The 19,102-nt window shown below is 68.4% G+C and carries 16 protein-coding genes; 5 read left to right on the top strand and 11 right to left on the bottom strand.

Annotation, left to right across the window (positions count from 1 at the left end; genetic code table 11):
• Positions 1 to 26: 26 nt before the first annotated feature.
• The 5 genes from BC358_RS04050 to BC358_RS04070 form a co-directional block, all read right to left on the bottom strand.
• Positions 27 to 2,183, bottom strand: a complete 2,157-nt coding sequence (locus BC358_RS04050) for a TonB-dependent siderophore receptor (protein ID WP_079364803.1) — start codon at positions 2,181 to 2,183, stop codon at positions 27 to 29.
• 168 nt (positions 2,184 to 2,351) lie between these two features.
• Positions 2,352 to 3,302: a 1-phosphofructokinase family hexose kinase gene (locus BC358_RS04055; protein WP_079364869.1), complete on the bottom strand. Its 951-nt coding sequence runs from the start codon at positions 3,300 to 3,302 to the stop codon at positions 2,352 to 2,354.
• A gap of 44 nt (positions 3,303 to 3,346) precedes the next feature.
• Positions 3,347 to 3,880 carry an MOSC domain-containing protein gene (locus tag BC358_RS04060; protein ID WP_079364871.1) on the bottom strand — a complete coding sequence of 178 codons (534 nt, stop codon included), beginning with the start codon at positions 3,878 to 3,880 and terminating at the stop codon, positions 3,347 to 3,349.
• A gap of 46 nt (positions 3,881 to 3,926) precedes the next feature.
• Positions 3,927 to 5,324 (bottom strand): aminopeptidase P N-terminal domain-containing protein, encoded by a 1,398-nt coding sequence (locus BC358_RS04065; RefSeq protein WP_079364804.1) that lies wholly within the window; start codon positions 5,322 to 5,324, stop codon positions 3,927 to 3,929.
• 43 nt (positions 5,325 to 5,367) lie between these two features.
• Entirely contained in the window at positions 5,368 to 6,102 is a 735-nt protein-coding gene (locus tag BC358_RS04070) for a nucleotidyltransferase family protein (RefSeq protein WP_279512604.1), read from the bottom strand.
• A gap of 113 nt (positions 6,103 to 6,215) precedes the next feature.
• Here BC358_RS04070 and tkt point away from each other — a divergent pair, with 113 nt between their 5' ends.
• Both tkt and gap read left to right on the top strand, forming a co-directional pair.
• Entirely contained in the window at positions 6,216 to 8,291 is a 2,076-nt protein-coding gene (tkt, locus tag BC358_RS04075; protein WP_079364805.1) for a transketolase, read from the top strand.
• 41 nt (positions 8,292 to 8,332) lie between these two features.
• Positions 8,333 to 9,331, top strand: coding sequence for a type I glyceraldehyde-3-phosphate dehydrogenase (gap, locus tag BC358_RS04080; RefSeq protein WP_079364806.1), 999 nt, complete (start codon positions 8,333 to 8,335; stop codon positions 9,329 to 9,331).
• A gap of 120 nt (positions 9,332 to 9,451) precedes the next feature.
• Here gap and BC358_RS04090 read toward each other — a convergent pair whose 3' ends face one another.
• The 3 genes from BC358_RS04090 to BC358_RS04100 are packed head-to-tail and all read right to left on the bottom strand — an operon-like array spanning position 9,452 to position 11,408.
• Positions 9,452 to 10,135: a hypothetical protein gene (locus tag BC358_RS04090; RefSeq protein WP_079364808.1), complete on the bottom strand. Its 684-nt coding sequence runs from the start codon at positions 10,133 to 10,135 to the stop codon at positions 9,452 to 9,454.
• Positions 10,129 to 10,926 carry a biotin--[acetyl-CoA-carboxylase] ligase gene (locus BC358_RS04095; protein WP_079364809.1) on the bottom strand — a complete coding sequence of 266 codons (798 nt, stop codon included), beginning with the start codon at positions 10,924 to 10,926 and terminating at the stop codon, positions 10,129 to 10,131. The genes BC358_RS04090 and BC358_RS04095 overlap by 7 nt, the downstream gene beginning before the upstream one ends.
• The gene (locus BC358_RS04100) at positions 10,923 to 11,408 is read right to left on the bottom strand and encodes an SET domain-containing protein (protein ID WP_243721652.1); all 486 of its coding nucleotides are present in this window, start codon (positions 11,406 to 11,408) and stop codon (positions 10,923 to 10,925) included. The genes BC358_RS04095 and BC358_RS04100 overlap by 4 nt, the downstream gene beginning before the upstream one ends.
• A gap of 99 nt (positions 11,409 to 11,507) precedes the next feature.
• Here BC358_RS04100 and BC358_RS04105 point away from each other — a divergent pair, with 99 nt between their 5' ends.
• Together BC358_RS04105 and BC358_RS04110 are read left to right on the top strand one after the other, a co-directional pair.
• Positions 11,508 to 14,447 (top strand): DNA topoisomerase III, encoded by a 2,940-nt coding sequence (locus tag BC358_RS04105; RefSeq protein WP_079364810.1) that lies wholly within the window; start codon positions 11,508 to 11,510, stop codon positions 14,445 to 14,447.
• 33 nt (positions 14,448 to 14,480) lie between these two features.
• Positions 14,481 to 15,131 (top strand): glutathione S-transferase family protein, encoded by a 651-nt coding sequence (locus tag BC358_RS04110; RefSeq protein ID WP_079364811.1) that lies wholly within the window; start codon positions 14,481 to 14,483, stop codon positions 15,129 to 15,131.
• A 39-nt stretch (positions 15,132 to 15,170) separates the two neighbouring features.
• Here BC358_RS04110 and BC358_RS04115 read toward each other — a convergent pair whose 3' ends face one another.
• The 3 genes from BC358_RS04115 to BC358_RS04125 are packed head-to-tail and all read right to left on the bottom strand — an operon-like array spanning position 15,171 to position 17,867.
• Positions 15,171 to 16,640: a sensor histidine kinase gene (locus BC358_RS04115; protein WP_079364812.1), complete on the bottom strand. Its 1,470-nt coding sequence runs from the start codon at positions 16,638 to 16,640 to the stop codon at positions 15,171 to 15,173.
• A 26-nt stretch (positions 16,641 to 16,666) separates the two neighbouring features.
• Complete coding sequence (locus tag BC358_RS04120; protein ID WP_066159418.1) at positions 16,667 to 17,335, bottom strand: response regulator transcription factor; 669 nt, start codon at positions 17,333 to 17,335, stop codon at positions 16,667 to 16,669.
• A gap of 43 nt (positions 17,336 to 17,378) precedes the next feature.
• Positions 17,379 to 17,867: a MarR family winged helix-turn-helix transcriptional regulator gene (locus tag BC358_RS04125; protein ID WP_079364813.1), complete on the bottom strand. Its 489-nt coding sequence runs from the start codon at positions 17,865 to 17,867 to the stop codon at positions 17,379 to 17,381.
• Between the two features lie 137 nt (positions 17,868 to 18,004).
• Between BC358_RS04125 and recA the strand changes: the two genes are divergently transcribed.
• Complete coding sequence (gene recA, locus BC358_RS04130; protein WP_066159414.1) at positions 18,005 to 19,099, top strand: recombinase RecA; 1,095 nt, start codon at positions 18,005 to 18,007, stop codon at positions 19,097 to 19,099.
• Positions 19,100 to 19,102: the final 3 nt, after the last annotated feature.

The following is a 19,102-nucleotide window of genomic DNA, read 5'->3' on the forward strand; positions in this document are numbered from 1 at the left end:
GGGTGGACGAGGCGGGGCGTGTGGCTTCAGTACGCCCAGTTCAGCGTCACCGAGGCGCTGCGCGGCTCGCCGTAGTAGTTCTGGTCCCACAGCAGGCTGTTGAGGTACTTCTCGTCCGTGGTGTTGCGCAGGTTGGCCGTCAGGCTCCAGTGTTTGCTGAAGCGGTAGCGCGCCATCAGGTCCAGCAGGGCGTAGGCGTCCTGGGCCGAGGTGATGCCGCCGCCCTGGTCGCGCGAAATCGCGCTCTGCCACTTCAGGCTGGCGCCCAGCTCCAGGCCGGGCACGGCGTCGATGGCGACCGTGGTCGACAGGCGCAGGGTCTGGCGCGGCACGAAGGTGCGCACGTTCTGGCCGTCCTCGCCCTTGATGCGGTTCTGCGCGTAGCCTGCGCTCAGCTGCCAGCCCGGGGCCACGGTGCCGGCGATCTCGGCCTCGAAGCCGCGGGCGGTGGCGTCGACCCCGCGGTAGTAGGAGATGCCGTTGGCAAAACCGGCGTACTCGGCGGTGTTGTCCTGCTGGGTGCGGAAGACGGCGAGGCTGGCGTTCAGGCGCTTGTCGCTCGATTCGAACTTCAGGCCCAGTTCGCCGGTGCGGCCCTCCACCGGGTCGAGCACCGCGCCGCTGGCGTCCAGCTCGATCTGCGGGTTGAAGATGCTGGCGGCGCTGCCGTAGACCGAGACGTTCGGATGGACGTCGTAGACCAGGCCGGCAAAGGGCTGGGTCTTGCTGGCGCGGTAGTTGTGGTCGACGCCGTACTGCACGCCCGCGCTGCTGGCGCGCGTGAGGTTCAGCCCGGCGATCAGCTTGAGGCTGTCCGAGAGGCTGAACTTGCCGGCGCTGTAGACCGTGCGGCGCTTGTCGACGCGGTTGCCGAAGGCCGAGACGCCCTGGTCGAAGTCGGGCATCGCGAAGCTGCCGTCCAGCACCTGCTGCAGCGTCAGCGCCTGGCCCAGGTCGTCGTAGCTCGACGCCATGTCGACCTTGTTGCGGCCGGCCGAGGCGCCGAACACCGCTTCGTGCCGGCGGCCGCCGAGCTGGAACGGCCCCTTGAACTGCAGGTCGGCGAGGGTCTGGCGCTCCTGGTGGTCGTAGGTCGAGGGCCAGCTGAACAGGCCGGCGCCGGTCGCGCGGTCGGGCGTGCCATAGATGTAGAGCATGGCGGTGTCCGAGCTGATGCGGCGCTGGTTGAGCGTGGCCTTGGCGCTCCAGCCGTTGCCCAGGTCGTGCAGCAGCTCGGCGAAGCTGCGGCCGTCGTCGGTGTCCCAGCGGGCCCAGGCGGGCGCCGAGCTGGCCGAGCGGTCGTAGTCGATGGCCGAACCGTCGCTGTAGTACAGCGGCAGCGCGCCCCACATCAGGCCCTGGGGCCGGTTGTTCTGCTGGGCGTGGCCCAGGGTCAGCACGGTGGACGGACCCAGGTCGGCCTCGATCACCCCCGAGGCCACCTGCTTGCGGGCGTGGTAACGGTCGAGGTAGGAGTTCTTGTCCTCATCGGCCACGATCACGCGGCCGCGCAGGCTGCCGCTGGCGTTCAGCGGGCCGGCCACATCGGCGTCGACCCGGCGCAGGTTCCACGAGCCCAGGGTCAGGCCGGCGCTGGCCTGCAGCTTCGCGGTCGGGCGCTTGCGCACGAAGTTGACCGTGGCCGAAGGGTTGCCGGTGGACGAGAGCAGGCCGTTGGCGCCGCGCAGCACCTCCACGCGGTCGTAGATCGCGGTGTCCATGTCGCCGTTGAGCAGGCCCGAGGCGAAGGGCAGGCCGATGCCGTCCTCCTGGAAGTTGGTGATGTCGAAGCCGCGGGCGGAAAAGTAGGTGCGGTCGGTCTCGACCTTCTCGACCTGCACGCCGGTCACCCCGGACAGCAGGGTGCGCACCTCGTTGAGGCCGAAGGCCTGCATCTGGGCCTGCGAGGTCACGCTGATGGACTGGGGCGTCTCGCGCAGGCGCAGGTCCAGGCCGGTGGCCGAGCTGGACACCGACGCGCCGAAGGCCGGCGACTGTTCGGTGGGTGCGGCGCTGGCGCTGTCGCGCACGACCACCGTGCCCAGCATGGGCTCAGGCGCGGCGGGTGCCGTCTGGGCCAGGGCGGACGGGGTCAGTCCGAACAGGACCGAACTGGCGAGGGCGATGCGGGAAGCGAGGGCGAGCGGGCTGAGCGCTGCCGGGGCAGACAGGTGGGTGTTCATGGGTCAAGAGACAGCAGTTCCGTCGTACGACGGGGGTCATTGGCTGGCTCTTGACGGCGCGCGGCGGGAGGCGCGCCCGTGGCTGGCTGGTCTTAAATGATAACCATTATCAATAAATGCCTCAAGACGTTGCCCTCGCCGCCCGTCCGCAGACCGGGCACTGCCGCGTCAGGCCACTGCCCGCACCTGGACCTTGGTGAACAGCCGCCGCACGTCGTCCGGCCGTGCGAGCCCGGTGCCGGCGGTCAGCAGTGCGGCCGAGCCGGCGGCCACGCCCCAGGCGAAGGCCTGATCCATCGGCATGCCGTGCTGCCAGGCCCAGACCAGGCCGGCGACGAAGCTGTCGCCCGCGCCCACCGCGCTGGCCACCGGCATGTCCAGTGGCGGTGCGAACCACATCGCCTCGCGCGTGACCAGCAGCGCGCCCAGGTGGCCCAGGGTCAGCGCCACGATCTCGCTCCGGCCGTCCAGCACCAGCTGGCGCGCCGCGGCTTGCCACTGGGCCGGCGTCTCCAGCGTCTGGCCGCTGAGCTCGGCCAGCTCCTTGAGGTTGGGCTTGAACAGGAACACACCCTCGGCCAGCGCCGCCGCCAGCGCCGGCCCGGAGGCGTCGAGCACCAGCCTGGCGCCGCGCTGGTGGCACAGGCGCGCGACGCGGGCGTAGAAGTCGGCGGGCACGCCCGGCGGCAGGCTGCCGCTGGCGACCACCAGGTCAGGGAAGTCGCTCAGGCTTTCGAGGTGCTGCAGGCAGGCCATCCATTCGGCCTCGCTCAGGTGCGGGCCGGGCATGACGAAGCGGAACTCGGCGCCGGTGCTGTGCTCGTGCACGGTGAAGCTCACGCGGGTTTCGTCGGCAATAGGCAGGAACACGCTGTCCAGGCCCTCGTCGCGCATGCGCTTCTCCAGCCACTGCCCCGGGGAGCCGCCGGTCGGGCACAGCGCCACGCAGCGCCCGCCCAGGCGGGTGAGCACGCGCGCCACGTTGACGCCGCCGCCGCCCGCGTCGTGCAGCGTGTCGCCGCAGCGCAGCTTGTGCGTGGGCACGACGGATTCGGTCTCGGTCGCGAGGTCGACCGAGGGGTTCATGGTCAGGCAGAGGATGCGGGGCGGGGTGTTCATGCGGCGGTTGTACCGCATGCGCCGCCCGGCGGCTTTGCCCGGCCTCAACGGATGTGTTTGGCCCGCTTGGCGAGAAAGGCCTGCGCCACGGTCATGCCGCGCCGGCCGGGGCGCACCACGATGTCCTGTCCGGCCTGCACCGTGCCCGGCTGCGCCACGGCCAGGTACCAGCCGCAGTTGCAGGCGTCCACCATGAGGCGCCCTGCGTCGGGCAGACCGGCTACGGCATTGAACTTCGAGCAGGGTTCGCGCGGCGCGGTGACGCGCAGCACCAGATCGCCGATGACCCATTCGTCGCCGATCCACACCTCGCTCTCGCGCAGGCCCTCCACGCTCAGGTTCTCGCCGACGAAGCCGAACGGCAGCGGTTCGTCGAACATCGACACGCCGCGTTCGCGCCGCAGGCGCTGCCAGGTCGGCAGGTGCTCCACCGGGTAGGCGTAGACCGCCTTGTCCAGGCCGCCGTGGTAGGCCGGGTCCGCCTGTTCGTCACCGGCCAGGCCCAGCGGTCCGACCGCCACCGCGCCGCCCACCGGCGTCTTGCCGATGGCCGACAGCACACGCCGGTCACCCACCATCAGGGGGCGGACCACGCCGGTCTGGACGCTGACGATCCGCGTCACCTCAGCCGCGCATCAGCGCTTCGATCTCTTCGGCCTTGACCGGCACATCGCGCGTGATCAGCTCGCAGCCGCTGTCGGTGACGATGGCGTCGTCCTCGATGCGGATGCCGATGTTCCAGAACGCCTCCGGCACGCCTTCGCCCGGGCGCACGTACAGGCCGGGCTCGATGGTCAGCGCCATGCCCGGGCGCAGGATGCGGCTGGGGCGGTCCTTGATGACTTCGCCCGAGAGCGGGTCCTTGCGTTCGTTCACCGTACCCACTTCCGACGGTTCGACGTAGCTCCCGCAGTCGTGCACGTCCATGCCCAGCCAGTGGCCGGTGCGGTGCATGTAGAACGGGAAGTAACTGCGGTTGGCGATCACGTCCTGTGCGCTGCCGACCTTGTTCTTGTCCAGCAGGCCCACGTCGAGCAGGCCCTGCGCCAGCACGGCCACCGTGGCTTCGTGCGGGTCGGTGAAGCGGTTGCCGGGTTTTGTCGCGGCCACGGCCGCGTCCTGCGAGGCCAGCACCAGGTCGTAGAGCGTGCGCTGCGGGCCGGTGAACTTGCCGTTCGCGGGGAAGGTGCGCGTGATGTCGCTGGCGTAGCCGTCCAGCTCGCAGCCGGCGTCGATCAGCACCAGCTCGCCGTCGCGGATGGGCGCGGCGTCGGCGCGGTAGTGCAGCACGCAGGCGTTGGCCCCGGCGGCGACGATGCTGCCGTAGGCCGGGTACTGCGAGCCGTGCTGGCGGAACTCGTGCAGCAGCTCGGCGTCCAGGTGGTACTCGCGCACGTCCTGCCCGGCGCGCAGCATGGCGGCGCTCCTCTGCATGGCGCGAATGTGGGCGCGTGCGCTGATCTGCGCCGCGCGCCGCATCACGGCCTGCTCGTGCGCGTCCTTGATCAGGCGCATCTCGTCCAGCGGGCCGCACAGGTCGCGCTGCTGTTCGGGGCACAGCGCGCCGTAGCGCACGCGGGCGCGCACGGGTTCGAGCCAGCCGTTGATGCGGCCGTCCAGCCCCTTGTGGGTGGCGAACGGGTACCAGACCACGCTGCGGTTTTCCAGAAGCTTCGGCAGGCGCTGGTCCAGCTCGCTCACGGGGAAGGCGGCTTGCACGCCCAGCGCGTCGGGCGCGGCGGCCGGGCCCAGGCGGATGCCGTCCCAGATCTCGCGCTCGGCGTCTTTCGGGTTGCAGAACAGCGTGGCCTCTCCCTCTGCAGTCAGCACCAGCCAGGCGTTGGGCTCGGTGAAGCCGGTCAGGTAGTAGAAGTAGCTGTCGTGCCGGAACAGGAAGTCGCTGTCGCGGTTGCGCTGCTGCTCGGGCGCGGTGGGCACGATGGCGATGCCGCCGGGGGTCAGCTGCGCGGCCAGGCGGGCGCGGCGCTGTGCGTAGAGGGTGAATGAGGTCTGGGCGTCCATCGCCGCATTGTGCGGCTTTTGTTTGCTCGCGCGCGGCGCAGGGTCAGCGGTTCAGCTCATCGAGGCGCTCGGGCGTGCCCACGTCGGTCCAGGGCCCGGTGTAGAGCTCGGCACCCACGCGCCCGGCGTCCATGGCCTTGCGCAGCAGCGGCGCCAGCGGCTCGGCTGTGCCCTGCGGGTTGCCCGGGACGGTGTCGCTCCATGGCGACTCGAACAGCTCGCGGCGGTACAGACCGATGGTGCTGTAGGTGAAGCGCTCGCCGTCGGCGGTGTTCAGCGCGCGGCCGTCGGGCGACAGACCGAAATCGCCCCGGGGGTTGTGCGGCGGGTTGGGCACCAGCCAGAGGTGGGCCAGCCGGTCGCTGGCGACGAAGCGGTCCACGCTGTCCTGGCTGAAGACGAAGTCGGGCGCGTACACGTCGCCCGCCAGCACCCAGAACACCTCGCCCAGCAGGGGCAGGGCGCGCGAGATGCCGCCCGCCGTCTCCAGGGCGTAGCCGAAGTCCTGCCCTTCGTGCGAGAACCGCAGCTCGGCGCCCGGGTGGTGCTGCGGCCAGTCGGCGAAATGCGCCGCGATCTGCTCGCCCAGCCAGCCGGTGTTGATCACCAGCCGGTCAAAGCCGCCCCGCGACAGCGCTTCCATGGCCCATTGCATCAGCGGCTGGCCGCGCAGTGGCAGCAGGGGTTTGGGGGTGATGTCGGTGAGCGGCCGCATGCGCATGCCCCGGCCGGCGGCCAGGATCATGGCGGGAATGGGCGTGTGAAGGGTGGAGGCCATGGTGGGTGCGCGTTCAGTGAACCGCCGCGCGCATTATGGTCCGCCGACGGGGGCCGATAAAATCCCTGGTTTCGGCCCGCGCCGACCCCTTCTCTCCTCCCCTTCCCTGCACCATGTCCGACGCCACCCCCAGCACCGCCTCCGCCCCAGTTTCCGCCGTGAGCGCCCAGACCCAGGCCAACGCCATCCGCGCGCTCGCCATGGACGCGGTGCAGGCCGCCAACTCCGGCCACCCCGGCGCGCCCATGGGCATGGCCGACATGGCCGTCGCGCTGTGGGGCCGCCACCTGCGCCACAACCCGGCCAACCCGGCCTGGGCCAACCGCGACCGCTTCGTGCTGTCCAACGGCCACGGCTCCATGCTGATCTACGCGGTGCTGCACCTGACGGGCTACAAGCTGCCCATCGGCGAACTCAAGAACTTCCGCCAGCTGGGCAGCAAGACCGCCGGCCACCCCGAAGTCGGCCACACGCCCGGCGTCGAGACGACTACCGGCCCGCTGGGCCAGGGCATCACCAATGCGGTGGGCATGGCGCTGGCCGAGAAGCTGTTGGCCAGCGAATTCAACCGTGAAGGCCATGCCATCGTCGACCACCACACCTACGTGTTCCTGGGCGACGGCTGCCTGATGGAAGGCATCAGCCACGAGGCCGTGGCCCTGGCCGGCGCCTGGAAGCTCAACAAGCTGGTCGCGCTGTACGACGACAACGGCATCTCCATCGACGGCCAGGTCGCGCCCTGGTTCATCGACGACACCCCGAAGCGTTTTGAAGCCTGCGGCTGGAACGTGATCCGCGCCGTCGACGGCCACGACGCCGACGCCGTGAGCGCCGCGATTGCCGCCGCCAAGAACAGCGCCGACAAGCCGACGCTGATCTGCTGCAAGACCAGCATTGGCAAGGGCAGCCCGAACCGCGCCAACACCGCCAAGGCCCACGGCGAGCCGCTGGGCGCCGAAGAAATCAAGCTCACCCGCGAAGCGCTGGGCTGGAGCCACGAGCCCTTCAAGATCCCCAAGGACGTGTACGCCGCCTGGGACGCCAAGGAGGCTGGCAAGGCCTTTGAGGCCGCCTGGAACGAACAGTTCGCCGCCTACAAGGCCGCCTTCCCCGAGCTGGCCAAGGAGTTCACTCGCCGCATGAAGGGCGAGCTGCCCAAGTCCTTCAACCAGGTCGCTGTCAACGCCGCCGTCGAAGCCCACACCAAGGCCGAGACCGTGGCCAGCCGCAAGGCCAGCCAGATCGCTCTGGAGCACTTCACCGCGGCCCTGCCCGAACTGCTGGGCGGTTCGGCCGACCTGACCGGTTCCAACCTGACCAACACCAAGTCCACGCCCAACCTGCGCGTGGACCTGGCCGGCAACGTCGTGAAGAACGAGGCTGGCGTGGGCGGCCGCCACATCAACTACGGCGTGCGCGAGTTCGGCATGGCCGCGATCATGAACGGCGTCGCCCTGCACGGTGGCTTCATCCCCTACGGCGGCACCTTCCTGACCTTCTCCGACTACAGCCGCAACGCCATCCGCATGGCCGCGCTGATGAAGCAGCGCGTGGTCCACGTGTTCACGCACGACTCCATCGGCCTGGGCGAAGACGGCCCGACCCACCAGTCCATCGAACACGTCGCCAGCCTGCGCCTGATCCCGGGCCTGGACGTCTGGCGCCCGGCCGACACGGCCGAAACCGCTGTGGCCTGGGCCGTGGCCCTGCAGACGGCCAACCGCCCCAGCGCCCTGTGCCTGTCGCGCCAGAACCTGCCGTATGCGCCCAAGGCCGACCTGGCCGACATCAGCAAGGGCGGCTACGTGCTGTCCGAGCCCGCCGACGTGGGCCTGAAGAAGAAGACCCAGGCCGTGATCATCGCCACCGGTTCCGAAGTGCAGCTGGCGCTCAAGGCCCAGGAAGCCCTGGCCAAGGAACACAAGATCGCCGTGCGCGTGGTCTCGGTGCCCAGCACCAGTGTGTTCGACCGCCAGAGCGCCGACTACAAGGCCGCCGTGCTGCCCAAGGGGCTGCCGCGCGTCGCCGTCGAGATGGGTGCCACCGACGGCTGGTGGAAGTACGGCGTGTCGGCCGTGGTCGGCATCGACACCTACGGCGAATCGGCCCCGGCGCCGGTGCTGTTCAAGCACTTCGGCTTCACCCCCGAGAACGTGGCCGACACGGTGCGCGCCGTGCTCGCCAAATAAGGTTTCCCTTTCTTTTTTCATCCATCACAGGAGCTGAGGACATGGCTATCAAAGTCGGTATCAACGGTTTCGGCCGCATCGGTCGCAACGTGCTGCGCAGCGCGATCCAGAACTTCCCGGACATCGAGATCGTGGCCATCAACGATCTGCTCGAGCCCGACTACCTGGCCTACATGCTCCAGTACGACAGCGTGCACGGCCGCTTCAAGGGCACCGTCAAGGTCGAAGGCGGCAACATCGTCGTCAACGGCAAGACCATCCGCCTGACGCAAGAGCGTGACCCCGCCAACCTGAAGTGGGCCGACGTTGGCGCCGACGTGGTCATTGAATCCACCGGCCTGTTCCTGGACAAGGTCACCGCCCAGAAGCACCTGGACGCGGGCGCCAAGAAGGTCATCCTGTCCGCTCCCTCCAAAGACGACACCCCCATGTTCGTCTACGGCGTGAACGACAAGACCTACGCCGGCCAGGCCATCATCTCCAACGCTTCGTGCACGACCAACTGCCTGGCCCCTGTGGCCAAGGTGCTGAACGACAAGTGGGGCATCAAGCGCGGCCTGATGACGACGGTGCACGCGGCGACCGCCACGCAGAAGACGGTGGACGGCCCGTCCAACAAGGACTGGCGCGGTGGTCGCGGCATCCTGGAAAACATCATCCCGTCCTCCACCGGCGCTGCCAAGGCCGTGGGCGTGGTGATCCCCGAGCTGAACAAGAAACTGACCGGCATGTCCTTCCGCGTGCCGACCTCCGACGTGTCGGTGGTGGACCTGACCGTTGAACTCAACAGCGAAGCCACCTACGAAGAGATCTGCGCCGAAATGAAGGCCCAGAGCGAAGGCGCACTCAAGGGCGTGCTGGGCTACACCACCGACAAGGTCGTGGCCACCGACTTCCGCGGCGAGACCTGCACCTCGGTGTTCGACGCCGACGCCGGCATCGCGCTGGACAAGACCTTCGTGAAGGTCGTGAGCTGGTACGACAACGAGTGGGGCTACTCGAACAAGTGCCTGGAAATGGTCCGCGTCGTGAGCAAATAAGCTCCCCCCTGCGCCGCTTCGCGGCTTCCCCCCGGAGAGGGGACGCACCCTGTGGCCCGGCAAAGCCGGTTCCACGGGTGCCCTGGACTCAAAAAGCCGCTGTGGAAACAGCGGCTTTTTTCATTCGCACGGCTGGAGCTTCTTGCCGGCCAGGGGCTCGCTCAGGCTTTCGATCGATGTGCGCTGCTCGTCGGTAATGGCGGGCAGGCGCAGGGTCCACGAAACGCTCTCGGGGCGCTCCAGGGCGGCGCGTGCGGTGCGCACGCCCTTCCTGGCGACGTCCTTGAGCGCCTGCTGCACCGACTCCTCGCTGGAGAAAGTGCCCAGCGCCAGGCCCGGCCCGGCCGACGGCAGGTTGACCTCGCGGAACTCGATCTTGAGCTCGCGCAGCTCGCCCTTCTTCTTCGCCATCTGCTCGTCGTTGTAGCGGCCCATGTAGACGATCCAGCGGCCGGAGGACTTGGCCTCGCTGAACTGCCAGAGCGCTTCGTTCAGGCCGGTGCTGGCCAGCGCAGCGCGCAGCGCGTCGGCCTGAGGCGCCGTGAAGCCGCTGGCCTGCCAGCAGGACGTGGCGGGTGCGACCTCGGGCGAGCTGGGGGTTGCGTCGGTGGCCTGCGCCACGTCTTCCGCTTCTGCGCGAGGGCCATTGAGCAGGCGCAGCGTGCCCGGTTCGATCTGCGCGTTCAGCCGTTCCGGTTCGCTCTGCTGGACGGGCGCCAGGCCCAGCCCCGCCAGGAAACCCTGGGTCCAGGCGAAGTAGACCGCGTTGGCCAGCAGCAGGGCGATGGCGACGAGTCTCAGCATGGGCGCACGCTCACTTCCGCGCTGTGCACGGTGCGCAGCCCCTGCGCCGTCCGCACGCGCAGGGCGCCCTGCGCGTCGACACCCTCGGCGGTGCCCTCCGTGCCGTCGGTCAGCCGCACGGCGCGGCCCAGCAGGGCGTCGCGCAGCGCGAAGCGGTTCGCAAAGGGGGCGAACCCGTCCGCGCCGAAGCGCAGCACGTCGCGCACCAGCGCGGGCGCAACCAGGGCCAGGGTCTCGCCGGCGGTCACACCCATGCGCACCTCGGCCAGCCCGGCCGGCGGCATGGCCGCCACCGCACCGGGCGTGGCCAGCGACTGCACCGCTGCCGTGTCCGGGCGCGCGATGTTGATGCCCACGCCCACGACGACGGTGCGCGGCGCCGAGGCACCGTCACCGGTGCCCGCGGTCTCGACCAGGATGCCGCCCAGCTTGCGCTGCTGCAGCCAGAGGTCGTTGGGCCACTTCAGCTGCACGTCCGGATGCAGGCTCTCGGCCAGGCTCACGCCCACCGCCAGCGACAGGCCCGACCAGTCGGCCGGCGCCAGCGGCAGCGCCAGCGAGAAGGTCAGCGACTGACCCGCCCGGCTGTGCCAGCCCTTGCCCATGCGGCCCCGGCCAGCCGTCTGTTCCTCGGCCGCCAGCAGTACCGGCTCCACCAGCCCGTCGCGGGCGCGGCGCATCAGTTCGCTGCTGGTCGAGTCGATGCGGGGCAGCACCTCGACGGTGAAGGTCGGCAGGTCGGCGACGACCGACTGCCAGACGGATTCGGCGTGGGCGAGCAGGTCGGTCATCCGAGCTTCGTGGCGCGGCCGCCGCGTTTGGGGGCCAGCAGCGTGCCGCGGCAGTTTTTCGAGCCGCACCAGCAGGGGTACTGCTTCTTGAGGGCTGGCGTGTAGGGCTCGTCGATCACCAGGCCGTAGTCGTAGAACAGCTCTTCGCCGGCCTTGATGTTGCGCTTGGCGCGGATGAAGACCCGGCCCTCGTCGGTCTCGGCCTCGCAGTTGGGGTCGCAGCTGTGGTTGATCCAGCGTGAGGAGTTGCCGCCGTACTTGGCGTCGATGACGTGGTCCTCGTCGATGTGGAAATAGAAGGTGTGGTTGGGGTCCTTCGGATCGTGCGGGTGGCGGCGCAGCGCCTCGTCCCAGCTGATGACCTCGCCCACGTACTCGATGACGGTTTCGCCTTCGGCCAGATCGACCAGGGCGTACACCCCCTTGCCGTGAACGCCCGAGCGGCGGGTCTGGATGCGGCGTGCGGGGGCGGTTTTCTTCACGATCGGGAATTTTGGTAAGGTTGTTTCATGCAGGTGCGCGCGTATGTGCGTGTGCGCCCCCGTGCGCGTGTACACGCGCGTGAAGCCCAAATTGTAGAGATGAACAAAACACTGGTCATTGCAGAGAAGCCGTCCGTGGCCCAGGACATCGTGCGCGCGCTTACCCCGGTGGCGGGCAAGTTCGACAAGCACGACGACCATTTCGAGAACGAGCAGTACGTCGTGACCTCCGCCGTCGGCCACCTGGTGGAGATCGCCGCGCCCGAGCAGTTCGACGTCAAGCGCGGCAAGTGGAGCTTCGCCCACCTGCCGGTGCTGCCGCCGTTCTTCGAGCTCAAGCCCATCGACAAGACCAAGTCGCGCCTGTCGGCCGTGGTCAGGCTGGCCAAGCGCAAGGACGTGGGCCGCCTGATCAACGCCTGCGACGCGGGCCGCGAGGGGGAGCTGATCTTCCGCCTGATCGAGCAGTACGCCGGCGGGCAGAAAAGCGGCCAGTACCAGGGCCTGGGCAAGCCGGTCCAGCGGCTGTGGCTGCAGTCCATGACGCCGCAGGCCATCCGCGACGGGTTTGAAAAGCTGCGCAGCGACGAGCAGATGCGCGGCCTGGCTGACGCAGCGCGCAGCCGCTCAGAAGCCGACTGGCTGGTGGGCATCAACGGCACCCGCGCCATGACCGCTTTCAACTCGCGCGACGGCGGCTTCTTCCTGACCACCGTCGGCCGGGTGCAGACGCCCACGCTGTCCATCGTGGTCGAGCGCGAAGAGCAGATCCGCGCCCACCGCAGCCGCGACTACTGGGAAATCCACGCCAGCTTCCTGGCCGAGGCCGGCGAGTACCCCGGCAAGTGGTTCGATCCCGCCTTCAAGAAGCCCACCGGCGACGACGCCGACGCCGACCTGCGCGCGGACCGCCTGTGGGACCACCGCGAGGCGCTGGCCATCGTCGAGGCGGTGCGCGGCAAGGCCGCCAGCGTCACCGAAGAGAGCAAGCCCACCACGCAGGCCAGCGGCCTGCTGTACGACCTGACCAGCCTGCAGCGTGAGGCCAACGGCCGTTTCGGCTTCTCGGCCAAGACCACGCTGCAGCTGGCGCAGAGCCTGTACGAGCGCCACAAGGCCCTGACCTACCCGCGGACCGATTCGCGCCACCTGCCCGAGGACTATCTGGGCACCGTGAAGCAGACCTTCGAGATGCTGGCCGACAGCGGCATGAAGCACCTGGCGCCGCACGCCCTGACGGCGCTCAACGGGAACTACATCAAGCCCAGCAAGCGCATCTTCGACAACAGCAAGGTCTCGGACCACTTCGCCATCATCCCGACGCTGCAGGCGCCCAGCGGCCTGAGCGAGGCCGAGCAGAAGCTCTACGACCTGGTGGTGCGCCGCTTCCTGGCGGTGTTCTTCCCCAGCGCCGAGTTCATGGTGACGACGCGCATCTCCAAGGTGCTGAACCACCACTTCAAGACCGAAGGCAAGGTGCTGGTCAAGCCGGGCTGGATGGCGGTCTACGGCAAGGAAGCGGCCGAAGACGTGGAAGGCGCGAAGGACGGCGACAAGGGTCAGAACCTGGTGCCGGTGCGCGAGGGCGAGACGGTGCGCACCGAGACCGTGGAGGCCAAAGGCCTGAAGACCAAGCCGCCGGCGCGCTATTCGGAAGCGACGCTGCTGGGCGCCATGGAAGGCGCGGGCAAGTTCATCGAGGACGACGAACTGCGCGAGGCCATGCAGGAGAAGGGCCTGGGCACCCCGGCCACGCGCGCAGCCATCATCGAAGGCCTGCTGAACGAGAAGTACATGCTGCGCGAAGGGCGCGAGATCATCCCCACCGCCAAGGCCTTCCAGCTCATGACCCTGCTGCGCGGCCTGGAGGTCGAGGAACTCTCGCGCCCCGAACTGACCGGCGAGTGGGAATACAAGCTGGCCCAGATGGAGCACGGCAAGCTCTCGCGCGCGGCCTTCATGGCCGAGATCGCCGCCATGACCGAGCGCATGGTGAAGAAGGCCAAGGAATACGACCGCGACACCGTGCCTGGCAACTACGCCACGCTCGAAGCGCCCTGCCCCAACTGCGGCGGCGTGGTGAAGGAAAACTACCGCCGCTACGCCTGCACCGGCGCCGACGGCAACAGCGAGGGCTGCGGCTTCTCGTTCACCAAGTCGCCCGCCGGCCGCACCTTCGAAGTGACCGAAGCCGAGGCCTTTGTGCGCGACAGGCACATCGGCCCGCTGGAAGGCTTCCGCTCCAAGGCCGGCTGGCCCTTCGTGGCCGAGATGACCCTCAAGTACAGCGACGAGGACAAAAACTGGAAGCTGGAGTTCGACTTCGGCGACGACAAGAACGCCGAAGAAACCGGCGAGCTGGTGGATTTTGCGGACCAGGAGGGCCTGGGCGCCTGCCCGGTCTGCGGCGCCCCGGTGTTCGAGCACGGGGCCAACTACGTCTGCAGCAAGGCAGTGCCCACGGCCGCCCAGCCCACGCCCAGCTGCACGTTCAAGAGCGGCAAGGTCATCCTGCAGCAGCCGGTGGCGCGCGATCAGATGAGCAAGCTGCTGGCAACGGGCAAGACCGACCTGCTGGACAAGTTCGTCTCCATGCGCACACGCCGCAGCTTCAAGGCCTTCCTCGCCTGGGACAAGGAGGCCGGCAAAGTGAACTTCGAGTTCGAGCCGCGCGAGAGCAAGTTCCCACCGCGCAAGACCGCCGGAGCTGCGGCCAAGGCCGCACCTGCCAAGAAGGCTGGCGCAGCCAAGAAGGCGCCGGCTGCGAAAAAGGCCGCCGCGCCCAAGGCCCCGCGCAAGACCACCGCCGCCACCGGCAAGCAGCCCAGCGCTGCGCTGGCCGCGGTGATCGGCGAAGGCGCGGTCTCGCGCCCCGAGGTGGTCAAGAAGCTGTGGGACTACATCAAGGCCCATGGCCTGCAGGACGCGGCCGACAAGCGCAAGGTCAACGCCGACGCCAAGCTGCGCCCGGTGTTCGGCAAGGACCAGGTCACGATGTTCGAGATCGCCGGCATCGTCGGCCAGCACCTGGTCGACTGATTCCATTCACCACAACACCAGGAGACACGGTCCATGAGCCTCCAACTCTTCTTCGCCCCAGGCGCCTGCTCGTTCGTGCCACACGCCATGCTCGAACTGGCCGGCGTGCCGTTCGAGCCGATGATGGTCAAGCTGCACAAGGGCGAGCAGCGCAGCCCCGAGTACCTCGCGATGAACCCGCGCGGCCAGGTGCCGGTGCTGGTGGACGACGGCGAGGTGATCACGCAGATCGTGGCCATCCTGCTGCACCTGGACGCGAAGTTCCCGCAGGCCGGCATCCTGCCCGCCTCGGGCGTGGCGCGCACCCGCGCGCTGTCCACACTGGCCTGGATGAACAACACGGTGCACCCGACCTTCACCCACGTGTTCATGCCGCAGAAGTTCACCGACGACGAGGGGGCGCAGAAGATCATCCGTGCCTTTGCGGCGAACAGCTACAAGGGGTTGCTCGGCGAGATCGAGGCCATGGCCGCCAAGGCCTCGCCCTGGCTGTGCGGCGAGGCGCCATGTGCGCTGGACGCCTACGCGCTGACCCTGCTGCGCTGGGGTGGCTACGCCGGCATCGACCCGACCACGCTGCCCGCGACCTGGACCCTGGTCCAGCGGTTCGCCGCGCTGCCGGCGGTGGCCCGCGTCATCGAGCGCGAGCGCCTGCAACTCAACGTCTACCAGCCCGCGGCCTGAGCGCGATCCGCGCAGCGGTGGAGCGTGGGGGCAACAACTCTATTCGTCGGGCGAACGGCGCGCGGCAAAACGGATCGACACCCGCAGCCCGCGCCGCTGGCTTTCGGCGTGTGCGTCCTCCATCATCACCAACGCCCCGTGCTGCTGGGCAATCTCGTGCACGATGGCCAGCCCCAGGCCTGAGCCATCGACGTTGGTGCCCAGGGCGCGGTAGAACGGCTGGAGCACCAGCTCGCGCTCGTTCTCCGGAATGCCCGGGCCGTTGTCCTCGACCTGCAGGATCTGTACGCCGCTGAAACGGTCGAACAGCACGCGTGCGGTCACCACGCCGCCGCGACCGCTGTAGTTGATCGCGTTGTCGACCAGGTTGCGTGTCATCTCCTGCAGCAGCGTGGGGTTGCCATCCATCAGGCAGATCTCGGGCATCTCGTCCGGGCCTTCGTAGCCCAGGTCGATGCCGTGTTCCAGCGCCCGGGGCACCGAGTCGCGCACCACGCCAGTGACCAGCTGCGCGAGGTCGATCTGCGCCGTGGGCAGGGTGCGGCCGGTGGTTTCCGCGCGGGCCAGGGCCAGCAGCTGGTTGACGGTGTGGGTGGCGCGCGTGCTGGAGTGCGCGATCTGCTGCAGCGAGCTGCGGATCTCCTGCGGGTTGGATTCCCGCTGCGCCAGTTCGGCCTGCATGCGCAGGCCGGCCAGCGGCGTCTTGAGCTGGTGCGCGGCGTCGGCCAGGAAACGCTTCTGGGTGGTGAGCGAGGCGGTCAGGCGTGTCAGCAGGTCGTTGATCGATGACACCAGCGGGGCCACCTCCTGCGGGATGAAGGACTCTTCGATCGGGCTGAGGTCGTCGGGCTTGCGGGCGCGGATCTTCTGCTCCAGGTCGGAGAGCGGGCGGATGCCGCGCACCAGCGCCAGCCACACCAGCAGCACCGCCAGCGGCAGGATCACGAACTGCGGCACCATCACGCCCTTGATGATTTCCGTGGCCAGCGTCGAGCGCTTGCCCTTGGTTTCGGCCACCTGCATCAGCACCAGCTGGCTGGGGTCGCTGTGCCGCGCTAGCCAGGTGTAGGCCACGCGGACCTCGTCGCCGCGCACCTCGTCGTCGCGCAACAGCACCCGCCCGGCGGCCGGCACGCTGGTGTCGGGTGGTGGCGGGAAATCGGCCTCGCCGCTGATCACGCCCTGCCGGGCATCCCGGAGCTGGTAGTACACCAGGTCGCTGTCATCCGCCTTGAGCAGGTCGCGCGCCTGCGGGGTCAGGTTGAAGCTGACCTTGTCGTCCTTGGTGACGACAAACTGTGTGAGTGCCTGAAGGTTGAACTCGAGCGCCCGGTCAAATGGTTTGGACGCAATGCTCTGGGCCACGAACCAGGTCAGTGCCAGCGACAGCGGCCACAGCAGCAGCAGCGGCGTGAGCATCCAGTCGAGGATCTCACCGAACAGGCTGCGCTGCTCGCGCTGGAACAGTCCGAAGGTGATCCGGTGGCTGTCCTGCTTGTGATCGGGCATGTCGGGGCAGGAGGGCGCTCAGGCGCTCAGATCTTTTCGAGGCAGTAGCCCAGCCCCCGTACGGTCGCGATGCGGATCGGGCCTTTCTCGATCTTCTTGCGCAGACGGTGGATGTAGACCTCGATGGCGTTGTTGCTTACCTCCTCGCCCCACTCGCACAGCCGCTCGACCAGTTGGTCCTTGCTGACCAGGCGGCCGGCGCGCTGCAGCAACACCTCCAGCAGGCCCAGCTCGCGTGCCGAGAGTTCGACCATCTTGCCGTCGATGGTGGCCACGCGGCCGGCCTGGTCGTACACCAGCGGGCCGTGCTTGATGGTGGAGCTGGCGCCGCCCATGCCACGGCGCGTGAGCGCGCGCACCCGGGCTTCGAGCTCCTGCAGCGAGAACGGCTTGGCCATGTAGTCGTCGGCGCCGTAGTCCAGGCCCTTGACCCGCTCATCGACGCTGTCGGCGGCGGTCAGGATCAGCACGGGCAGGGCCGAGCCGCGTGAACGCAGGCGCTTGAGCACCTCCAGGCCGTGCAGTTTGGGCAGGCCGAGATCGAGGATCAGCAAGTCGAACTCGTTGTTGGTCATCAGGGCCGCGTCGGCCTCGCTGCCATTGGCCACATGGTCGACCGCGGCACCTGCGGCCCGCAGACTGCGCAACAGACCGTCGGCCAGGACCTGGTCGTCTTCTGCAATCAGGATGCGCATGGGTGTCTCCTTACGGGTTCTGGGGTCATTGTAGGTGGCGCGCCTAGCGCGAAGCATACGCCTCCAGCCCCAGCGCGACCACGGTCGCCACCTCGGTGCCGACCTGCGCGCGGAACTCGGTTTCCGCCCGCACCACTGCCAGCCGGAAGGCCTCCAGCCAGAGCAGGCCGGTCTCGGTGAAGACGATGCGCCGCGCACGCGCGTCCAGCGGATCGGGCTCGCGCCGCACCAGGTCCCAGGCCTCGCACTGCGCCACCAGATCGCCCATGGCCTGCTTGCTCATGCCTGCGGCGGCGGCCAGTTCGGTCAGGCGCGAACCCTTGAGGGCGAGGTGGCGCGTGATGTGGATGTGGGCGGCGCCGATCTGCTCGCGTGCGGCCAGGTTGGACAGGGCCAGGGGCACATTGGCGTCGTGCGCCATCAGGAACAGCACGCGCTCGTCAAAGCGGCGCAGCGCATGACCCATGACACGGCCCAGGTGGGTGGCCCGCCAGCGGTCGTCGGCGGTCGTGGAAGCGGGTGAGACAGGCATGGCAAATGGTAAGGCAAACTGACCATTTATTGGCTTGTGAGAAGTTTATGTGGCGATACACTCCTGTTCAGACATCCAGCCTGTACATAAATCCACAGACTGATGCAAGTACCCACTCACACACAGGAGCACCGCACATGGACAACGCCACCAACACCGAAAAAGCCAAGGCCCTGCAGGCCGCGCTGGCCCAGATCGAAAAGCAGTTCGGCAAGGGCACCATCATGCGCCTGGGCGAAGGCGAGGCCATCGAGGACATCCAGGTGGTCTCCACCGGTTCGCTGGGTCTGGACATTGCTTTGGGTGTCGGCGGCCTGCCCCGTGGCCGTGTCATCGAAATCTACGGCCCGGAATCCTCGGGTAAGACCACGCTGACCTTGCAGGTGATTGCCGAGATGCAGAAACTCGGCGGCACCTGCGCCTTCGTCGATGCCGAACACGCGCTGGACATCCAGTACGCGCAGAAACTGGGCGTGCACGTGCCCGACCTGCTGATCAGTCAGCCCGACACCGGCGAACAGGCGCTGGAGATCGTGGATTCACTGGTGCGCTCTGGTGCGGTCGATCTGGTCATCATCGACTCGGTGGCGGCGCTCACGCCCAAGGCCGAAATCGAGGGCGAGATGGGCGACAGCCTGCCCGGCCTGCAGGCCCGCCTCATGAGCCAGGCCCTGCGCAAGCTCACTGCCACCATCAAGAAGACCAACTGCACGGTCATCTTCATCAACCAGATCCGCATGAAGATCGGCGTGATGTTCGGTTCGCCCGAAACCACCACCGGTGGCAACGCGCTCAAGTTCTACGCCTCCGTCCGCCTGGACATCCGCCGCACCGGCACCATCAAGAAAGGCGAGGACGCGATCGGCAACGAAACCAAGGTGAAGGTGGTGAAGAACAAGGTCTCGCCACCGTTCAAGACGGCCGAATTCGACATCCTGTTCGGCGAAGGCATCAGCCGCGAAGGCGAAATCCTTGATCTGGGCGTGCTGCACCGGGTGGTCGAGAAGTCCGGTGCCTGGTATGCCTACAACGGCGAGAAGATCGGCCAGGGTCGTGACAACGCGCGCGAGTTCCTCAAGGAGAACCCCGAGCTGCGCGTGGAGATCGAGAACAAGGTGCGCACCGAGCTGGGGGTGCCCCTGCTGCCGGTTGATGCGGGAGCCGAAGAAGCTGCCCCGGCCGTTGCCAAGGGCAAGAAGGCCAAGGCCACCGAAGCCGAGGCCGCTGAATAAGTC

This window comes from Hydrogenophaga sp. H7, from assembly GCF_002025745.1.
Lineage (GTDB): Bacteria > Pseudomonadota > Gammaproteobacteria > Burkholderiales > Burkholderiaceae_C > Hydrogenophaga > Hydrogenophaga pseudoflava.